General features: G+C 64.8%; 13 protein-coding genes. 9 read left to right on the top strand and 4 right to left on the bottom strand.

Going from position 1 to position 14,908, the window contains the following annotated elements; all coding sequences use genetic code 11:
* Position 1: 1 nt before the first annotated feature.
* A complete protein-coding gene (gspG, locus tag OU995_RS00575) occupies positions 2-436 on the bottom strand; it encodes a type II secretion system major pseudopilin GspG (protein WP_267833410.1) in 435 nt (144 codons plus the stop codon).
* 64 nt (positions 437-500) lie between these two features.
* Here gspG and OU995_RS00570 point away from each other — a divergent pair, with 64 nt between their 5' ends.
* Complete coding sequence (locus OU995_RS00570; RefSeq protein ID WP_267833409.1) at positions 501-1,166, top strand: hypothetical protein; 666 nt, start codon at positions 501-503, stop codon at positions 1,164-1,166.
* A 178-nt stretch (positions 1,167-1,344) separates the two neighbouring features.
* Here the strand turns inward: OU995_RS00570 and OU995_RS00565 are convergent, their stop codons facing one another.
* Both OU995_RS00565 and ilvA read right to left on the bottom strand, forming a co-directional pair.
* On the bottom strand, positions 1,345-2,430 hold the full coding sequence (locus tag OU995_RS00565) for a nicotinate-nucleotide--dimethylbenzimidazole phosphoribosyltransferase (protein WP_267833408.1): 1,086 nt from the start codon (positions 2,428-2,430) through the stop codon (positions 1,345-1,347).
* Between the two features lie 210 nt (positions 2,431-2,640).
* Entirely contained in the window at positions 2,641-4,215 is a 1,575-nt protein-coding gene (gene ilvA, locus OU995_RS00560) for a threonine ammonia-lyase, biosynthetic (protein ID WP_267833407.1), read from the bottom strand.
* Positions 4,216-4,699: 484 nt separating this feature from the next.
* Between ilvA and OU995_RS00555 the strand changes: the two genes are divergently transcribed.
* On the top strand, positions 4,700-5,122 hold the full coding sequence (locus tag OU995_RS00555; RefSeq protein WP_267833406.1) for an OsmC family protein: 423 nt from the start codon (positions 4,700-4,702) through the stop codon (positions 5,120-5,122).
* A 25-nt stretch (positions 5,123-5,147) separates the two neighbouring features.
* On the opposite strand, the gene coq7 is transcribed toward OU995_RS00555, so the two are convergent.
* Positions 5,148-5,894 (bottom strand): 2-polyprenyl-3-methyl-6-methoxy-1,4-benzoquinone monooxygenase, encoded by a 747-nt coding sequence (coq7, locus tag OU995_RS00550; protein ID WP_267833405.1) that lies wholly within the window; start codon positions 5,892-5,894, stop codon positions 5,148-5,150.
* Between the two features lie 272 nt (positions 5,895-6,166).
* On the opposite strand from coq7, the gene OU995_RS00545 reads away from it, so the two are divergent.
* The 7 genes from OU995_RS00545 (at position 6,167) to OU995_RS00515 (ending at position 14,898) form a co-directional block, all read left to right on the top strand.
* Positions 6,167-7,201 carry a porin gene (locus OU995_RS00545; RefSeq protein WP_267833404.1) on the top strand — a complete coding sequence of 345 codons (1,035 nt, stop codon included), beginning with the start codon at positions 6,167-6,169 and terminating at the stop codon, positions 7,199-7,201.
* A gap of 463 nt (positions 7,202-7,664) precedes the next feature.
* Positions 7,665-9,050, top strand: a complete 1,386-nt coding sequence (ltrA, locus tag OU995_RS00540; protein WP_267833403.1) for a group II intron reverse transcriptase/maturase — start codon at positions 7,665-7,667, stop codon at positions 9,048-9,050.
* A 288-nt stretch (positions 9,051-9,338) separates the two neighbouring features.
* Positions 9,339-10,400, top strand: coding sequence for a porin (locus OU995_RS00535; protein ID WP_267833402.1), 1,062 nt, complete (start codon positions 9,339-9,341; stop codon positions 10,398-10,400).
* A 201-nt stretch (positions 10,401-10,601) separates the two neighbouring features.
* Positions 10,602-11,579 carry an ABC transporter permease gene (locus OU995_RS00530; protein ID WP_267833401.1) on the top strand — a complete coding sequence of 326 codons (978 nt, stop codon included), beginning with the start codon at positions 10,602-10,604 and terminating at the stop codon, positions 11,577-11,579.
* Position 11,580: 1 nt separating this feature from the next.
* Positions 11,581-12,795: a M20 aminoacylase family protein gene (locus OU995_RS00525; RefSeq protein ID WP_267833400.1), complete on the top strand. Its 1,215-nt coding sequence runs from the start codon at positions 11,581-11,583 to the stop codon at positions 12,793-12,795.
* A 134-nt stretch (positions 12,796-12,929) separates the two neighbouring features.
* Complete coding sequence (locus OU995_RS00520) at positions 12,930-13,883, top strand: ABC transporter permease (protein WP_267833399.1); 954 nt, start codon at positions 12,930-12,932, stop codon at positions 13,881-13,883.
* A gap of 13 nt (positions 13,884-13,896) precedes the next feature.
* Positions 13,897-14,898, top strand: a complete 1,002-nt coding sequence (locus OU995_RS00515; RefSeq protein ID WP_267833398.1) for an ABC transporter ATP-binding protein — start codon at positions 13,897-13,899, stop codon at positions 14,896-14,898.
* Positions 14,899-14,908 lie beyond the last annotated feature (10 nt).

Here is a 14,908-nt window from a genome sequence, read left to right as displayed (position 1 = left end):
CTTATTCCCAAGAGCCGATGTCGGCGTCGTTGCCTTCACCGCCCGGCTTGCCGTCCGCACCCAGGCTGTAGACATCAACTTCGCCCTTCAGGCCGGGGTTGTCATATTGGTAGGGGTTGCCCCAGGGGTCCTTGGGCAGCTTCTCAATATAGACCTTCCAGTTGCCCGGCACGGTGCCGCTGGTGGGCTTGCTGACCAGGGCGTTCAGCCCTTGGTCTCCGCTGGGATAGCGGCCGTTGTCCATCTTGTAGAGCTTGAGCGCCTGCATCAGCGTGGTGACATCCTGCCGTGCGGCGGTGCGCCGGGCCTCCGCCACATGGTTCATCACGGCAGGCACCACCACGGCGCCCATGACGGCCACAATGGTGATGGCCACGATCAGTTCGATCAGGGTGAAACCGCGGCTGGCGCGGCGGGAAGAAATCTTGCGTTGCATGGTTTTGCAATCCTGGCGCTGGGCTGCCCGTCTGCGGCCCGTTCCGTTCAATCATAATCGGCACATGCATGCACGTTGGTTAAGCTTCGTGATCTGGGCGCTGATGGCGGCCAGCCTGGCCTATTGGTCGCTCACACTCATCGCTCGCGGGCCGGCGGCGCCGGGGCAGGTGTTGCCTGCCGTGTCGTCGGGCTCGATGGGAGACTGGACCCGTGTGTTCACCCAGGAGGCACCCTCGGCGTCTCCGGTGGAATCGGCGTCCGCCCGGTATCAGTTGCTGGGTGTGGTGGCTCCGTCCACCGGCCAGGCCACCGGTGAAGGCGTGGCGCTGATTGCAGTCGGCGGCGGTTTTGCCCGCCCGTTCCGGGTGGGCCAGGCCGTGGATGGGGACATCCAGCTGGTGGAGGTCAGCCGCCGCGAGGTGGGGCTGGGGCGTGGCACGACCGTGTCCATTCGCCTGGCGCTCACCCCGCTGCCAGGTGCGGCCCCGTCGCCGATGCCTGTGCAGCCCGGGCCGGACGTGGCCCAACCCGGCATGGGCATCCTGCCCGCCGGGTCGCTGCCACCCAACCAGCAGGGCATCCAGCTGAATGCCCCTCCGGGCAGCGTGCCGATGAATCCCGGCATGGGGGGAATGGGCCAGGGCGGCTCGCCGCTGACCGGCATCGGTGGTGCGCTCCCACAGGGCGGGCCACCGCCGCAGCAGCCTGACAACATGGTCAACCGCTGAACCGCTGAACCGCTGAACCGCTGAACCGCTGAACCGCTGAACCGCTGAACCGCTGAACCGCTGAACCGCTGAACCGCTGAACCGCTGAACCGCTGAACCGCTGAACCGCTGAACCGCTGAACCGCTGAACCGCTGGGCGGGTTGTATTCAGCCGTCACTGACCGTTTCAATTCTTTCTTCAATGGCCCAGGGGGCCGGCGCCGGCCGCAGCGCCGTGCTGCAGGTCGGTCGGGCGACTGTGGATGGGGCCGTCCGGAATGTCCTGCACCTCGGTCAGCAGCGCCGCAGCGCAGCGGATCATCGGCCAGGCCAGCGGGGCGCCGGTGCCATCGCTGCAGTCCATGCCCAACTCCAGCAGGGCGGCAGCGTGGAAGAGCGACAGCGCTTCGTCCAGGCCACGATGGGTGGTGCTGCGGCAGAACACCGCATAGTCGGTCACTGGTGGCGCAATCATGGACGCCACTTTGAGGGCGGCGCAGGCCGGCATGCCATCCACCAGGATCAGTTGCCGTTTGCTGGCGGCCACCAGCATCGCCCCCACCATCACCGCCAGTTCAAAGCCTCCGAAGGCCGCCAGGACCGCCATCGGCTCCTCCACCTCCCGGTGGCGGGCCTGCGCACTCTGCAGCACGACCAGCAGGTGGGTGAGGTCCTCATGGGGCATGTCCGGGCCGGAGATGAGGAAGTCCCGGACCGGCAGGTCCATCAGCCGTGACAGCACCAGCGCGGCGGCCTCCATCGAGCCTTGGCCCAGCCCCGCGCAGGCCAGCACATTGCTGGTGAGGTTGTCCGAAATTTCCATGCCGACCCGCACGCCGGCATGCGCCTGCTCCAGCGTCATGGCCGGGCCGACCCGGCAATTGCGCGTGCCGTGGGCAATCTTGCGGGCCAGCAGGCCACGCTGCGGGCTCAGGGGTTCGGCAATGCCGCAATCCACCACCGTGACATGCATGCCCTGGTTGTTGGCAAACACGGTTGACGGCAAGCGATGCTGCAACGCCAGCAGGGCCTGTTCACGGGTGCTGCGGCCATTGGGCAGCTTGATGCCATCAACCGCCAGGCCGTGGTCCCCGGCAAACAGCATGAGCGTGGGAATGTCCAGTTCCGGCGTCAGTGTGTTCTGGATCAGGCCCAGGCGCACCGACAGCGGTTCCAGTTCGCCCAGCCGCCCCGCGATGGCACTGCGCTGATCCAGACGGGCGCGCAGGGCGCGCTCCAGCTCTGGATTGAGAGTGGGGCAGATCAGGGACTGATGGATGGACATGGTCGGGCGCGGAGCAACAGCAAGCGGGGTGCATCCAGGCATCCCACCAGGGCGGCAACGCCCAGCCCCCATTGTGTGTTGACCCACACCAGGACTCGATCGGCAAATGCCCGGGGCCACCTGGACCAGGGGCAAAGTGTGCGCTCAGCGACCAAGCTCGTGGTGGCGACCCGACGCCGCGCCGGACGTCGGGCTGCGCAAGGACCGGGATCAGCGCAGGAAAAGGCGATACACCGGGTTGTCCGTTTCCTCGGTGCAGGGGTAGTTGAGCTGCTCCAAAAACGCCTTGAAGACCTTCGAGTCCCCCTTGGGCACCTGCAGGCCGACCAGGATGCGGCCGTAATCCGCGCCCTGGTTGCGGTAGTGAAAGAGGCTGATGTTCCAATCCGGATGCAGGGCGGAGAGGAAGCGCATCAGCGCCCCGGGCCGCTCCGGGAACACAAAGCGGAACAGCCGCTCGTTCTTCGCCAGCTCCGTGCGGCCGCCCACCATGTGCCGAACATGCTGTTTGGCCAGTTCGTCATCGGTGAGGTTGACGGTGGAGAAGCGGTGTTTCTCGAACTGGCGGGCCAGCTTGTCCGCCTCTTCCCGTTTGCTGATGCTCAGGCCCACAAAGACATGAGCCACCCGCGTATCGGAGATCCGATAGTTGAATTCAGTCACGCTGCGCGGGCCCACCAGCTCACAGAAGCGGCGGAAGCTGCCGCGCTCCTCGGGGATGGTGACGGCAAACAGGGCTTCCCGATGCTCACCCACCTCGGCCCGCTCGGCCACGAAGCGCAGGCGGTCGAAGTTCATGTTGGCGCCGCAGGTGATGGCAATGAAGGTCTGGCCCTTCAATCCGTGCTCGGCCGCATATTGCTTGATGGCCGCCACGCCGAGGCCACCGGCCGGCTCCAGGATGCTGCGGGTGTCCACAAACACATCCTTGATGGCGGCGCACACGGCATCGGTATCCACCACCACATAGTCATCCACCAGCTCGCGGCAGATGCGGAAGGTTTCCTCGCCGACCAGCTTCACCGCGGTGCCGTCGGAGAACAGCCCGACATCCGGCAGCGTTACCCGCTTGCCGGCCTGGATGGAGCGCACCATGGCGTCCGAATCGCGGGTCTGCACCCCAATGACCTTGATCTCGGGGCGCACCGCCTTGATGTAGGCCGCCACGCCGGAAATCAGACCGCCGCCGCCGATGGCGCAGAAGATCGCGTCGATCGGGCCGGGGTGCTGGCGCAGCAGTTCCATCGCAATCGTCCCCTGGCCGGCGATGACATCCGGATCGTCGAAGGGGTGGACGAAGGTCAGGCCCTGTGCACGTTCCAGTTCCAGCGCATGGTGGTAGGCATCGGTGAACGATTCACCGACCTGCACCACCTCACCCCCCAGAGCCTGGACGGCATCCACCTTGACCCGTGGCGTGGTCACCGGCATGACGATCACAGCGCGGCAGCCGAGTTTGCGGGCTGAGAGGGCAACCCCTTGCGCGTGGTTTCCAGCGGACGCGCAGATCACGCCACGGCGCAATTGCTCGGCCGACAACTGCGCCATCTTGTTATAGGCGCCGCGCAGCTTGAAACTGAATACCGGCTGCTGGTCTTCGCGTTTGAGCCAGACCTTATTGTTAATTCGCTTGGAGAGATCCCGGGCAAAGTCCAGTGAGGTTTCCTGGGCCACTTCATATACCCGGGCATTCAGAATTCGCTGCAGATAGCTCTGATCTGCGGGCAATAGCGCCGGGTGGCGCGAGGATGTGGACTGGCGCGTGGCGCGCCGGGGGCCGACCATTGAATTCCCTCCATGCCGCATCAGGCGGCGGATGATGATAAGCGAGGGTTTGTCCGAGTCCCGGCGCTGTCGGGGCCCCCCGGTGGGCCGGAGGGTTCGCGGTTGGAGGAGGGCGGGTTGCCTCGGGGTGGGCCAGTGGGAGCGCTGCGGGACACTGCCCGGCCCGTCAGGCAGCAATGCCTGGCACGTCGGGCAGCAATGCCCGGCCCGTCAGGCAGAAAAAAAGCCCAAGGCCTTGGGGGCCTTGGGCTGAATCCACCATGGAGGCGGTGGAGGAGACAAACGGTGCGGGCGCTACGGCTACGGGCACAGCCGCGTGGGCATTGCACGGTACCGGTACGGGTAGCGCTATCGCATGTCTAGAATTCTAGGGCGGAGCATGCTGCGCCGCAATATTTTTTGTATGACTTCTCGTTGGAGACAGGTCTCTAATGAGCAATATCACCGGCCCGTGGGCGGTCTGTGGTGCAAGGAGGAAGAGCGCATGGAATGCACGATCGACTGGATGGGCAAGGACGGCATGAGCTTCGCGGCCACAACAGGCAGCGGCCATCTGGTGACCATGGACGGCGCACCGGACGGCGGTGGCCGCAACCTGGCCCCGCGGCCGATGGAGATGGTGCTGCTGGGCACCGGTGGCTGCACCGCCTATGACGTGGTGCTCATCCTCAAGCGCGGGCGCCATGATGTGCGCAACTGCCGGGTGCAGCTGAAAGCCGACCGGGCGGAGAGCGACCCGAAGGTGTTCACCAGGATCCACATGCATTTCATTGTGGAAGGGCGCGACCTGTCGCTGCCGGTCGTGGAGCGCGCGGTGAAGCTCTCCCATGAGAAGTACTGCTCGGCCAGCATCATGCTGGCCAAGACGGCCGAGATCACCACATCCGTGGAGTTGGTCGAAGTCTGATCGGGGAGGGGCGCCTGGGAAGGCCTCAGATCCGGTGGGCAGTGGTGGTCATCACCTTGGCGGCCAGCCGCATCAGCCCCTTGATCGGGGCCGGAAGGTCCACTGCACCGCGAGCCCGGGCGGCGTCCGCATGCTCCACCTCCTCCGCCATCATCTGGGCAACGATGGCGCGTGAACTGTGGTCACCCGCCGGAAGCCGGGTCAGATGGCTGTCCAGATGGGCCTCCACCTGTCGTTCGGTCTCCACCACAAAACCGAGGCTGACCTTGTCGCCCACCAGGCCCGCCACCGTGCCGATGGCAAACGCCCCGGCATACCAAAGCGGGTTCAGCAGGCTCGGCCGGTCATTCAGTTCCTGCAGCCGCTGAGCCGTCCAGGCCAGATGGTCCAGTTCTTCCTGGGCGGCATGCTCCAGATGCTGGCGCAGTTCGTCGTCCTGCGTGGTCAAGGCCTGGGCCCGGTACAGCGCCTGGGCGCAGATCTCCCCCACATGGTTTACCCGCATCAGGGCCGCAGCTTCGCGGCGCTGTTCTTCCGTCAAGGTTTCATTCGGAAACTGAGCGGCGGGTGTCGGGCGGGACATGGGGGCGACGCCGGCCAGCGTCTTGAGGCTGTGGTCCAGTGTGGAAATCCACGCATCCAGGCGGTTCGGCTGCCGTCCGGCGCGCGGATCATGCGCTGAATGGGCCGCCGCCGCCGGTTCTGCCCCATTTCCATTCAATGTGCCGGAAACCGGCGGAATGGCGGTGGGGGTGGGGGCTGAAACCGTCATGGCATTGACTTGGTGATGCGGTGAAGAGGCAGTTTAGGGGCATGCGACATACCCGCTCTGGTGGGGTGGCTTCGCATTTGTGCGAATGGGTGATGACACATTTTTTAATCACATACGCGTTGCTTGCATCCAACGAAATCAGGACTTTCTCGGGGATGCCGCTGGTCAGGTGGGATGGGAACTGTTGCAATACGGCACAGCTTCATTGCAGGAGCTTGGTTTGTGGAGGCCCTGGTGGGCCCACAAGCCTCATTAAGATCTAGGAGTCTCTAATGAAGAAATCTCTCGTCGCGCTGGCTGTGCTGGCTGGTTTCGCCGGTGCCGCTGCCGCTCAATCGTCGGTGACCCTGTTCGGCGTCATCGACGTCGCCGCCCGTTACACCAAGGCCAACGGCCAGAACGTCAAGCAGCTGACGAACGACGGCAGCAGCTCCAGCCGTTTCGGCGTCCGTGGCATTGAAGACCTGGGCGGTGGCCTGAAGGCCGGCTTCTGGCTGGAAAGCGCCCTGTCGTCTGACACCGGCACCGCTGGTGACACCTCCACCACCAACAAGTTCTGGAACCGTCGTGCTTCCGTGAGCCTGATGGGCGACTTCGGTGAAGTCCGTCTGGGCCGTGGCAAGACCTCCACCCGTCTGGTCGTTGACGACTTCGACGTGTACTCCACCACCGGCCTGGGCGACGTGACCCGCGTGTACAACACGCTGGGCAGCGGCACCCAAACCATCAACCGTGCTGACAACCTGGCTCAGTACTTCCTGCCGGGCGGCCTGGGCGGTGCCTATGGTTCGTTCGACGTCGCTGCTGGCGAAGGCGCTGTGGGTGCCAAGTCCTACGGCGGCCGTCTGGGCTGGAAGGACAGCGCCATCAACGTGGCTGCTGGTTACCAGTCCACCGAAGGCGTTGCTACCGCCAAGTTCAAGCAACTGTCGCTGGGCGGCAGCTATGACTTCGGCATGGCCAAGGTCAGCGGCCTGTGGACTCAGCTGAAGTTCAACTCGCTGAAGCAGAACATCTACACGATCGGCGCTGTGGTCCCCGTGACCACTGCCGGTTCGGTGCTGGCTCAGTTCAGCGATGCTGAAACCAACAACGCTGCTGACGCAAGCAACACTGCTGCTGGCGACGCCAAGTTCTACACCATTGGCTATCTGCACAACCTGTCGAAGCGTACCTCGGTGTACACCACCGCTTCGCTGATCGACAACAGCGGCCGCGCCAACTTCCGCGTGCAAAGCAACGCTGTTGCTGCTGCTCGTGGCGGCAAGTCGGGCGGCTTCGACGTCGGCATCAAGCACAGCTTCTAATCCCTCGCGGATCAGCACTTGTGCAAAGGCCGCCCTTCGGGGCGGCTTTTTTTTTCGTGTGCGCTCAGCATGAGCGCACTCTTGCGGGTGCAAGTCCCGCCGTAAGTTGATCACAGCGAACGAAGTGAAGCGCAACTGCATGAGGGTGACCGAGTGTGGGGAGGAAGCGTGGAGCGAAGCTGCGAGCCGATGGACAAGAACCGGATAGAAGGCGCTGCCGAGCAGGGTGAGCGGGCACGTAACCGCGAAGCTCTCGTGATCAAGGCGAGGCGGTGTAGATCCGGCGGTTGTGCAGTGAAAGAGTGCGTTCTTACCTGAGGAGACCTCGCCTCATGCCTGAAAGGGCGACGGCGCTGCCGGAGCGAGGAGTCAGCAGAGGTCGTAGTAGCTGGGTAGCGGGGCCGCCAAGGCCAGCAGCGAGAGGCGAAGGACCGAACGAGAGTGAGTGACCGAGGACACGGGGATGTCAAAGGCCAAGCGTCAGATGCCGGAGTCATCCGGGCGGGCAGGCGTAGCGCACGGTGAAGCCGGGCGTGATCCTGCCAGCGACGAAGCCTGCGGCCCGTTCCGTGAGCACCCGGGCACAGGGTCGGCCACGCCGGAGGCTGGGGCTGGCCCCCTGCTGGCGGCGGCGCTGACAAGAGAGAACCTGCAAGTGGCGTGGAAGCGGGTCAAAGCCAACAAGGGCGCAGCGGGCGTGGACGGGCTCGACATTGAGCACACGCGTCGCCTGCTGCAAACGAGTTGGCCGCAGATTCGCCAGGCGCTGCTGGCGGGGAAGTACCGGCCATCGCCGGTACGCAGGGTGATGATCCCCAAACCGGATGGGAGCCAGCGTGAGCTGGGTATCCCGACGGTGACGGATCGGTTGATCCAGCAGGCACTGCTGCAAGTGCTGCAACCGCTGATCGATCGCACCTTCAGCAAGCACAGCCACGGGTTCCGACCGGGACGGAGTGCGCACGATGCGGTGAGAGCTGCTCGGGCCTACGTGCAGTCGGGCAAGCGCGTGGTGGTGGATGTGGACCTGGCGAAGTTCTTCGACCGGGTGAATCACGACATCCTGATGGACCGGCTCAAGAGACGCATCCCGGACGCAGCCGTGCTGCGGCTGATCCGTGCGTACCTGAACGCCGGGATCATGGATGGCGGGGTCAAGGTGGAGCGAGACCAGGGGACGCCGCAAGGGGGGGCGCTGAGCCCGCTGCTGGCCAACGTGCTGCTCGACGAGGTGGACAAGGCGCTGGAGGCGAGGGGCTACTGCTTCGCGCGCTACGCCGACGACTGCAACGTCTATGTGGGCAGCAGGAAGGCCGGTGAGCGGGTGATGGCCTGGCTCAGGAGGCTCTACGGCAAGCTGAAACTTCAGATCAATGAAGCCAAAAGTGCCGTGTGCAGCGCCTTCGGGCGCAAGTTCCTGGGTTATGAGCTGTGGGTGGCCAAGGGGCGGGAGGTGAAGTGTGCGGTGGCCGTCAAGGCCCAGAACGACTTCAAGGCGCGCATCCGGCAACTCACACGGCGCTCTGGCGGGCGCAGCATGGAACAGGTCGTGCAAGGGTTGCGGCCGTACCTGCTGGGCTGGAAGGGCTACTTCCGGATGGCGCAGACACCCAAAGTCTGGCGCGAGCTGGACGAGTGGCTGCGGCACCGGTTGCGGGCGCTCCAGCTCAAGCAGTGGAAGCGCGGGCCGACCATTTACCGACAGTTGCGGGCCTTGGGGGCCAATCCTGCTGTGGCCCACCGCGTGGCGGCGAATAGCCGCCGCTGGTGGCGAAACAGCGCAAAGTCGCTCAACAACGTGCTCACGGTGGCTTGGTTCGACCGCCTTGGCGTGCCTCGTCTCTCATGACCTCAAGCTCTCGAACCGCCCGGTGCGGACCCGCATGCCGGGTGGTGTGGGAGGGGTTCAGCCCAGGGGCTGCCCCTATCCCGATCTGTACACGCGTGACTGCGGGACCGGACACCGGTGGACGGCTGTGCCTCTTTTGGGGCGGCTTGCACCAAAGTAGTACGCGAATGTCCCACATTTGACAGGGTAAGTTCGCGTGGGCGATCTGCAACGCAAGCGGTTTGATATTCGACCGTTCCTCCAGAATCGACCACGGCGAACGACCACATCAAACAAAGGAGACATCGCATGAAAAAAGCCGCCATGGCAGTCGGCCTGCTGGCTGCGTCGATCGGGTCCGCCTGGGCCCAGTCCAGCGTTCAGCTCTACGGCATCGTCGACGTCGGTTTGCGTTGGACAAGCAATGCCAACGCCGGGTCCTCCGAGAAGCAGGTCATTCCGGGTGGCATGTCCCAGAGCCGGCTGGGTGTGAATGTCAATGAGGATCTGGGCGGCGGCATGAAGGCCCTGGTCAACCTCGAACATCGCCTGAATTCCGATAACGGCACCCAGGCCGCGACCGACTTCTGGCGTCAGTCCTGGGTGGGCATCCAGTCGGCTGATTTCGGCCGGATCATGCTGGGCCGTCAATACAACATCCTGTTCGACATCTACACCTCCACCTACGCATCCTTCAAATACTCGCCCTACATCGAGGCCTACAAGCCGGAGATCGGCCTGTCCATGGGGGCGCGGCAGGACAACATGGTGAAGTACCTGGTGGAGAAGGGCCCGGTGCGGGGCGAGATCCAGGTGTCCGCCGGTGAAGGCAATTCGCAGAACAAGTCCTACGGTGGTCTGCTGCGTTATGCGGAAGGTGAGTTTGCCGTGGGCGGTGCCTTCCTCACCGTGGAAGACACGCTGGGCAAGAAGGTTCGCGGCTACACCGCTGGCGCGGCCTACACCAGCGGCCCGTGGTATGCCAACGTCTCATGGGCCAGCAACAAGTTCGACCGTGGCGGTCTGCTGGGTGCGGCCTACACGGCGGGCCTGCTGGGGACCGTGCTGAATACAGCGGCCAATGATGTGCGCAAGCGCGACATGTTCTCGGCCGGCGCCACCTACCAGCTGACCCCTCAGCTCAACATCGGCGGCCACTACTGGTTTGCGGAGCAGACGCACTACTCGGTCGCGCTGGCCAATACCAAGAGCAAAGGCCACTACCTGGCCTTTGTGGCGGACTATGCCTTCTCCAAGCGGACCGACGTCTACCTGGAACTGGACTACACCAAGTATGACGGTGCCGTGCGATTTGCCAACAACGCGGAGAAGCGTGGGGGCTCCATCGTTGGCCTGCGGCATCGCTTCTGACGCGGCCTGCCGGCACGATCTGCTGCAACCGCCCTTCGGGGCGGTTTTTGTTGGGCTGTCGCGTCATGCGCACGTTATGGAGTTTCCCTCTTGCCCGTGACGGCCCACGTCCGGATGATGGGTCCTTCACAAATGTGCGCCCGCAGGGCCTGGTGATGCTGCAGGCCACGAGCCGGGCAGCAGTCCCGCGGCCCAGACGACATGCTGGTTTTTATTCTTCGCCGCCTGGTTCAGGCCGTTGCCGTCATGCTGACGGTGGCTTTTGTTGCCTTCATGCTGTTCCAGTTCGTGGGAGACCCGGTGGCGAGCCTGGCCGGGCAGGACGCCACACCCGAGCAACGCCAGCAGATCCGTCATGACCTGGGCCTGGATCGCTCGTTCGTTGCCCAGTTCGCCACCTTCGTTGGCAATGCGGTGCAGGGCGAGTTCGGCATCAGCCTGCAGCAGCGGCGCAAAGTGTCGTCCTTGCTGGCGGAGCGGGTCCCGGCCACGCTGGAGCTGTCGGCGGTGGCCGCTGTCATTGCGCTGGTGGTGGCCATTCCATTGGGCGTCTATGCGGCACTCCGACGCGGCAGCGTGGGCACGCAGATCGCCATGGCGGTGTCGCTCATTGGGGTGTCGTTGCCCACCTTCCTGATTGGTGTGCTGCTGATTCTGGTCTTTGCCGTGCAGTTGCAGTGGCTGCCCAGCAATGGCCGTGGGGATGTGGTGGCTGTGGGAGGCTGGACCACTGGCTTGCTCACCCTCGACGGGCTGCGCCATGTGCTGCTCCCCGCCCTCACGCTGGCGATTTACCAGCTCACGCTCATCATGCGGCTGGTGCGCTCGGAGATGCTGGAAGTGCTGCGGGCGGACTACATCAAATTTGCCAAGGCGCGAGGCCTCAGCAACCGCGCCATCTATTTCGGCCATGCGCTCAAAAACACCCTGGTGCCAGTGATCACGGTCACCGGATTGCAGGTGGGATCGCTGATTGCCTTTTCCATCATCACCGAAACGGTCTTCAACTGGCCGGGCATGGGGCTGCTGTTCATCCAGGCCGTGCAGTTCCCCGACATTCCAGTGATGGCTGCCTATCTCTGCCTGATCTCCCTGATCTTTGTGGTGATCAACCTGGTGGTGGACCTGCTGTATTTTGTTGTCGACCCGCGCCTGCGCGTGGGTGGCGGCGCCCACTGACATGAATGCCATCACAAGCGCCGCCGCCGGCACCTATCAACGTCTGATGGAAGGACGTGGCGAACTGGTGGCCTTGCGGCGGGAACTGCATGCCATGCCGGAACTGGGCTTCGAGGAGCGCCGCACCGGGGCGCGCATCGTCCAGGCCTTGCGCGCCTGTGGCGTGGATGAAATCCATGAAGGCATCGGCCGGACCGGTCTGGTGGCGGTGATCCATGGCCAGCCCTCCACCCGGCCCGGCGGTGCCCGGCTGCTCGGCCTGCGTGCCGACATGGACGCGCTACCACTGCGCGAGCAGAACGACTTTGCCTGGAAATCCGCCACGCCCGGCCTGATGCATGCGTGCGGCCACGACGGGCATTGCGCCATGCTGGTGGGGGCGGCGCGTTATCTGGCGCAGACGCGTCAATTCTCCGGGACCGCCGTGCTGGTGTTCCAGCCGGGTGAGGAGGGTTACGGAGGCGCGCGGGAGATGATTGCCGACGGTCTGTTCGATCGCTTTCCGGTCGAGTCGATCTTTGCCATGCACAACTGGCCCCATCTGCCTCCCGGCAAGATCGGGTTGAATCGTGGCGCGATGATGGCGGCGGCCGACCGGGTCCAGATCAATATCCAGGGCCGTGGCGGTCACGGTGCGCATCCGCACCTGAGCGTGGATCCGGTGCTGATTGCCGGGCACATCATCACCGCCGTGCAGAGTCTGGTGTCGCGCAACATTGCACCGGTGGATCAGGCGGTGGTCAGCCTGTGTGCGCTGCAGGCCGGAGACCCTGGGGCCTTCAGCGTCATTCCGGAGCTGGCCCAACTGACGGGCACGGTGCGCAGCTTCAAGCCTGAGGTGCAGCAGGTGCTGGAGGAGCGCCTCACCCGGCTGGTGGAGTCCGTGGCGCTTGGGTTTGGAGCCAGCGCCAAGGTCGACTATCAACGTCTCTACCCCGCCACCATCAACAGCGCACGCGAAGCGGACTTCGCGGTCCGGGTGGCCCGTTGGCTGGTGGGGGCCGAACATGTGGAGGATGAACTGCCGCCCAGCATGGGGTCGGAGGACTTCGCCTTCATGCTGCAGGCCCGGCCGGGGGCCTATCTGCGTCTGGGGCAGGGCGGCCCTTGCGGCTTGCACCAGCCCCGGTATGACTTCAATGATGAGATCCTGCCACTCGGCGCCGCGTTATTCGCAGCACTGGTGGAGCAGGGGCTGCCGCTGGAGGCTCCGTGAAGTCTGCCGTGATGGCTGCGCCGGTATGACGTTTGCATGCACAAGCGTCGCTTCCTGTCCCTGACGGCTGGCCGACCTCCGGTGGTGGAACCGGGGGCCCTGCAAGTCCCGCATTCCGAGAGAGCGTCCTTCCCATGAGTTTGTCCTCACCGACCCAAGCCCCTTCCGTTCCGCCCGCACCGGGCCGGCTGCGCCGGTTCCTGCAGGGCGATGTGTGGTTCTCCTTCACCCGTTCCCCGGTGGCCATGCTGGCGGCCCTGGTGGCACTGGTCTGCCTGGTCTGCGCGGTGTTTGCGCCCTGGATCGCGCCGCACGATCCCTTCGACCTCACTGCGGTGGATCTGATGGATGCCCGTCTGCCGCCCGCCTGGGTGGAGGGCGGCACCAGCCGTTTCCTGCTCGGCACGGACGATCAGGGCCGGGACCTGCTGTCGGCCATCATGTATGGGGCCCGGATCTCCCTGGTGGTCGGAGTGGCCTCGGTGATGTTGTCGATGGTGATCGGCGTGGGCCTCGGTCTGCTGGCCGGTTTCCTCGGCGGCAAGGTGGACGGCATCATCATGCGCATCTGCGACGTCATGCTGTCCTTCCCCGCCATCCTGGTGGCCCTGCTGGTCGATGGGATCGGGCGCGTGGTGCTGCCAGACACCCATGGCACCCTGGCCTTCCTGGTGCTGGTTCTGGCCATCTCGTTGACCGGCTGGGTGCAATATGCCCGCACGGTGCGAGGGTCCACGCTGGTGGAGCGCAACAAGGAATATGTGCAGGCGGCCCGTGTCATCGGGGTGAAGCCGCTGGCCATCATGTGGCGCCATGTGCTGCCCAATGTCACCGGCCCGGTGCTGGTGCTGCTGACGCTGCAGGTGGCCTCGGCCATCCTGATCGAAGCCACGCTGTCGTTTCTTGGGGTGGGCGTGCCACCCACCACGCCGTCGCTGGGGACGCTGATCCGCATTGGCAGCGACTTCCTCTATTCCGGGGAATGGTGGATCACCATCTGGCCCAGCCTGATGCTGGTGATGATCGCCCTGTCGGTGAATCTGCTGGGGGATTGGCTGCGTGATGCGCTCAATCCGCGCCTGCGCTGAATCCGGAGTCTGCATGCCTGCCTTGCTTGAAGTCCGCCACCTGCGGGTGGAATTTCCCAGCCGCCACGGCACGCTGGTGGCGCTGGACGACATCTCCTTTGATATTGCGCCTGGCGAAGTGCTGGGCGTGGTGGGGGAATCCGGTGCCGGCAAATCACTGACCGGTGCGGCCATCATTGGCCTGCTGGAACCGCCCGGCCGCATCACGAGCGGGGAGATCCTGCTGGAAGGGCGGCGCATTGATCGGCTCAGCCAGGATGAGATGCGCCATGTGCGCGGTCGGCAGATCGGCGCCATCTTCCAGGACCCGCTGACCTCACTCAACCCGCTCTACACCGTGGGCCGGCAGTTGGTGGAGACCATCACCACCCATCTCAAGCTCAGCCCGCGGCAGGCTCGGGTACGGGCCATCGAGTTGCTGGCGGCCACCGGCATTCCTGCGCCGGAAGCGCGCGTGGATCAATACCCGCATCAATTCTCCGGCGGCATGCGTCAGCGGGTGGTGATTGCGCTGGCGCTGGCCGCAAATCCCAAGTTGATCGTGGCGGATGAACCGACCACGGCGCTGGATGTGTCCATCCAGGCGCAGATCATTGCCTTGCTCAAACGCGTCTGCAGCGAGCAGGGCGCGGCGGTGATGCTGGTGACGCACGACATGGGGGTGATTGCGGAAACCTGCGACCGTGTGGCCGTGATGTATGCCGGGCGGATTGCGGAGATCGGGCCGGTGCAGGAGGTGATCCATCGGCCCGGCCATCCCTACACGGTGGGCCTGATGGGTTCCATTCCCGCCATGGATGAAGACCGCGAACGGCTGCTGCAGATCGATGGGTCCATGCCACGCCTGACGGCCATTCCCTCGGGATGTGCCTTCCATCCGCGCTGCCCCAGGGCTTGGGACCGCTGCCATCAGGAGCGGCCGGAATTGATGCCGGCCACGGCCACGTCCGCCGCCTGCTGGCTGCATGCGGAGCCGATGCGACATGCGGGTCTGGCCGCAGGCGCAGCAGCATGACGGCACCGAG

Source organism: Roseateles sp. SL47 (assembly GCF_026625885.1).
Lineage (GTDB): Bacteria > Pseudomonadota > Gammaproteobacteria > Burkholderiales > Burkholderiaceae_C > Roseateles.
The sequence above is the reverse complement of the archived record's forward strand: the minus strand, read 5'-3'. Positions and strand labels throughout refer to the sequence as shown.

Coding starts and splice junctions, on each gene's coding strand:
- gspG (WP_267833410.1), bottom strand. CDS start 436: ATGCAACGCAAGATTTCTTCCCGCCGCGCCAGCCGCGGTTTCACCCTG.
- OU995_RS00570 (WP_267833409.1), top strand. CDS start 501: ATGCATGCACGTTGGTTAAGCTTCGTGATCTGGGCGCTGATGGCGGCC.
- OU995_RS00565 (WP_267833408.1), bottom strand. CDS start 2,430: ATGTCCATCCATCAGTCCCTGATCTGCCCCACTCTCAATCCAGAGCTG.
- ilvA (WP_267833407.1), bottom strand. CDS start 4,215: ATGGTCGGCCCCCGGCGCGCCACGCGCCAGTCCACATCCTCGCGCCAC.
- OU995_RS00555 (WP_267833406.1), top strand. CDS start 4,700: ATGGAATGCACGATCGACTGGATGGGCAAGGACGGCATGAGCTTCGCG.
- coq7 (WP_267833405.1), bottom strand. CDS start 5,894: ATGACGGTTTCAGCCCCCACCCCCACCGCCATTCCGCCGGTTTCCGGC.
- OU995_RS00545 (WP_267833404.1), top strand. CDS start 6,167: ATGAAGAAATCTCTCGTCGCGCTGGCTGTGCTGGCTGGTTTCGCCGGT.
- ltrA (WP_267833403.1), top strand. CDS start 7,665: ATGTCAAAGGCCAAGCGTCAGATGCCGGAGTCATCCGGGCGGGCAGGC.
- OU995_RS00535 (WP_267833402.1), top strand. CDS start 9,339: ATGAAAAAAGCCGCCATGGCAGTCGGCCTGCTGGCTGCGTCGATCGGG.
- OU995_RS00530 (WP_267833401.1), top strand. CDS start 10,602: ATGCTGGTTTTTATTCTTCGCCGCCTGGTTCAGGCCGTTGCCGTCATG.
- OU995_RS00525 (WP_267833400.1), top strand. CDS start 11,581: ATGAATGCCATCACAAGCGCCGCCGCCGGCACCTATCAACGTCTGATG.
- OU995_RS00520 (WP_267833399.1), top strand. CDS start 12,930: ATGAGTTTGTCCTCACCGACCCAAGCCCCTTCCGTTCCGCCCGCACCG.
- OU995_RS00515 (WP_267833398.1), top strand. CDS start 13,897: ATGCCTGCCTTGCTTGAAGTCCGCCACCTGCGGGTGGAATTTCCCAGC.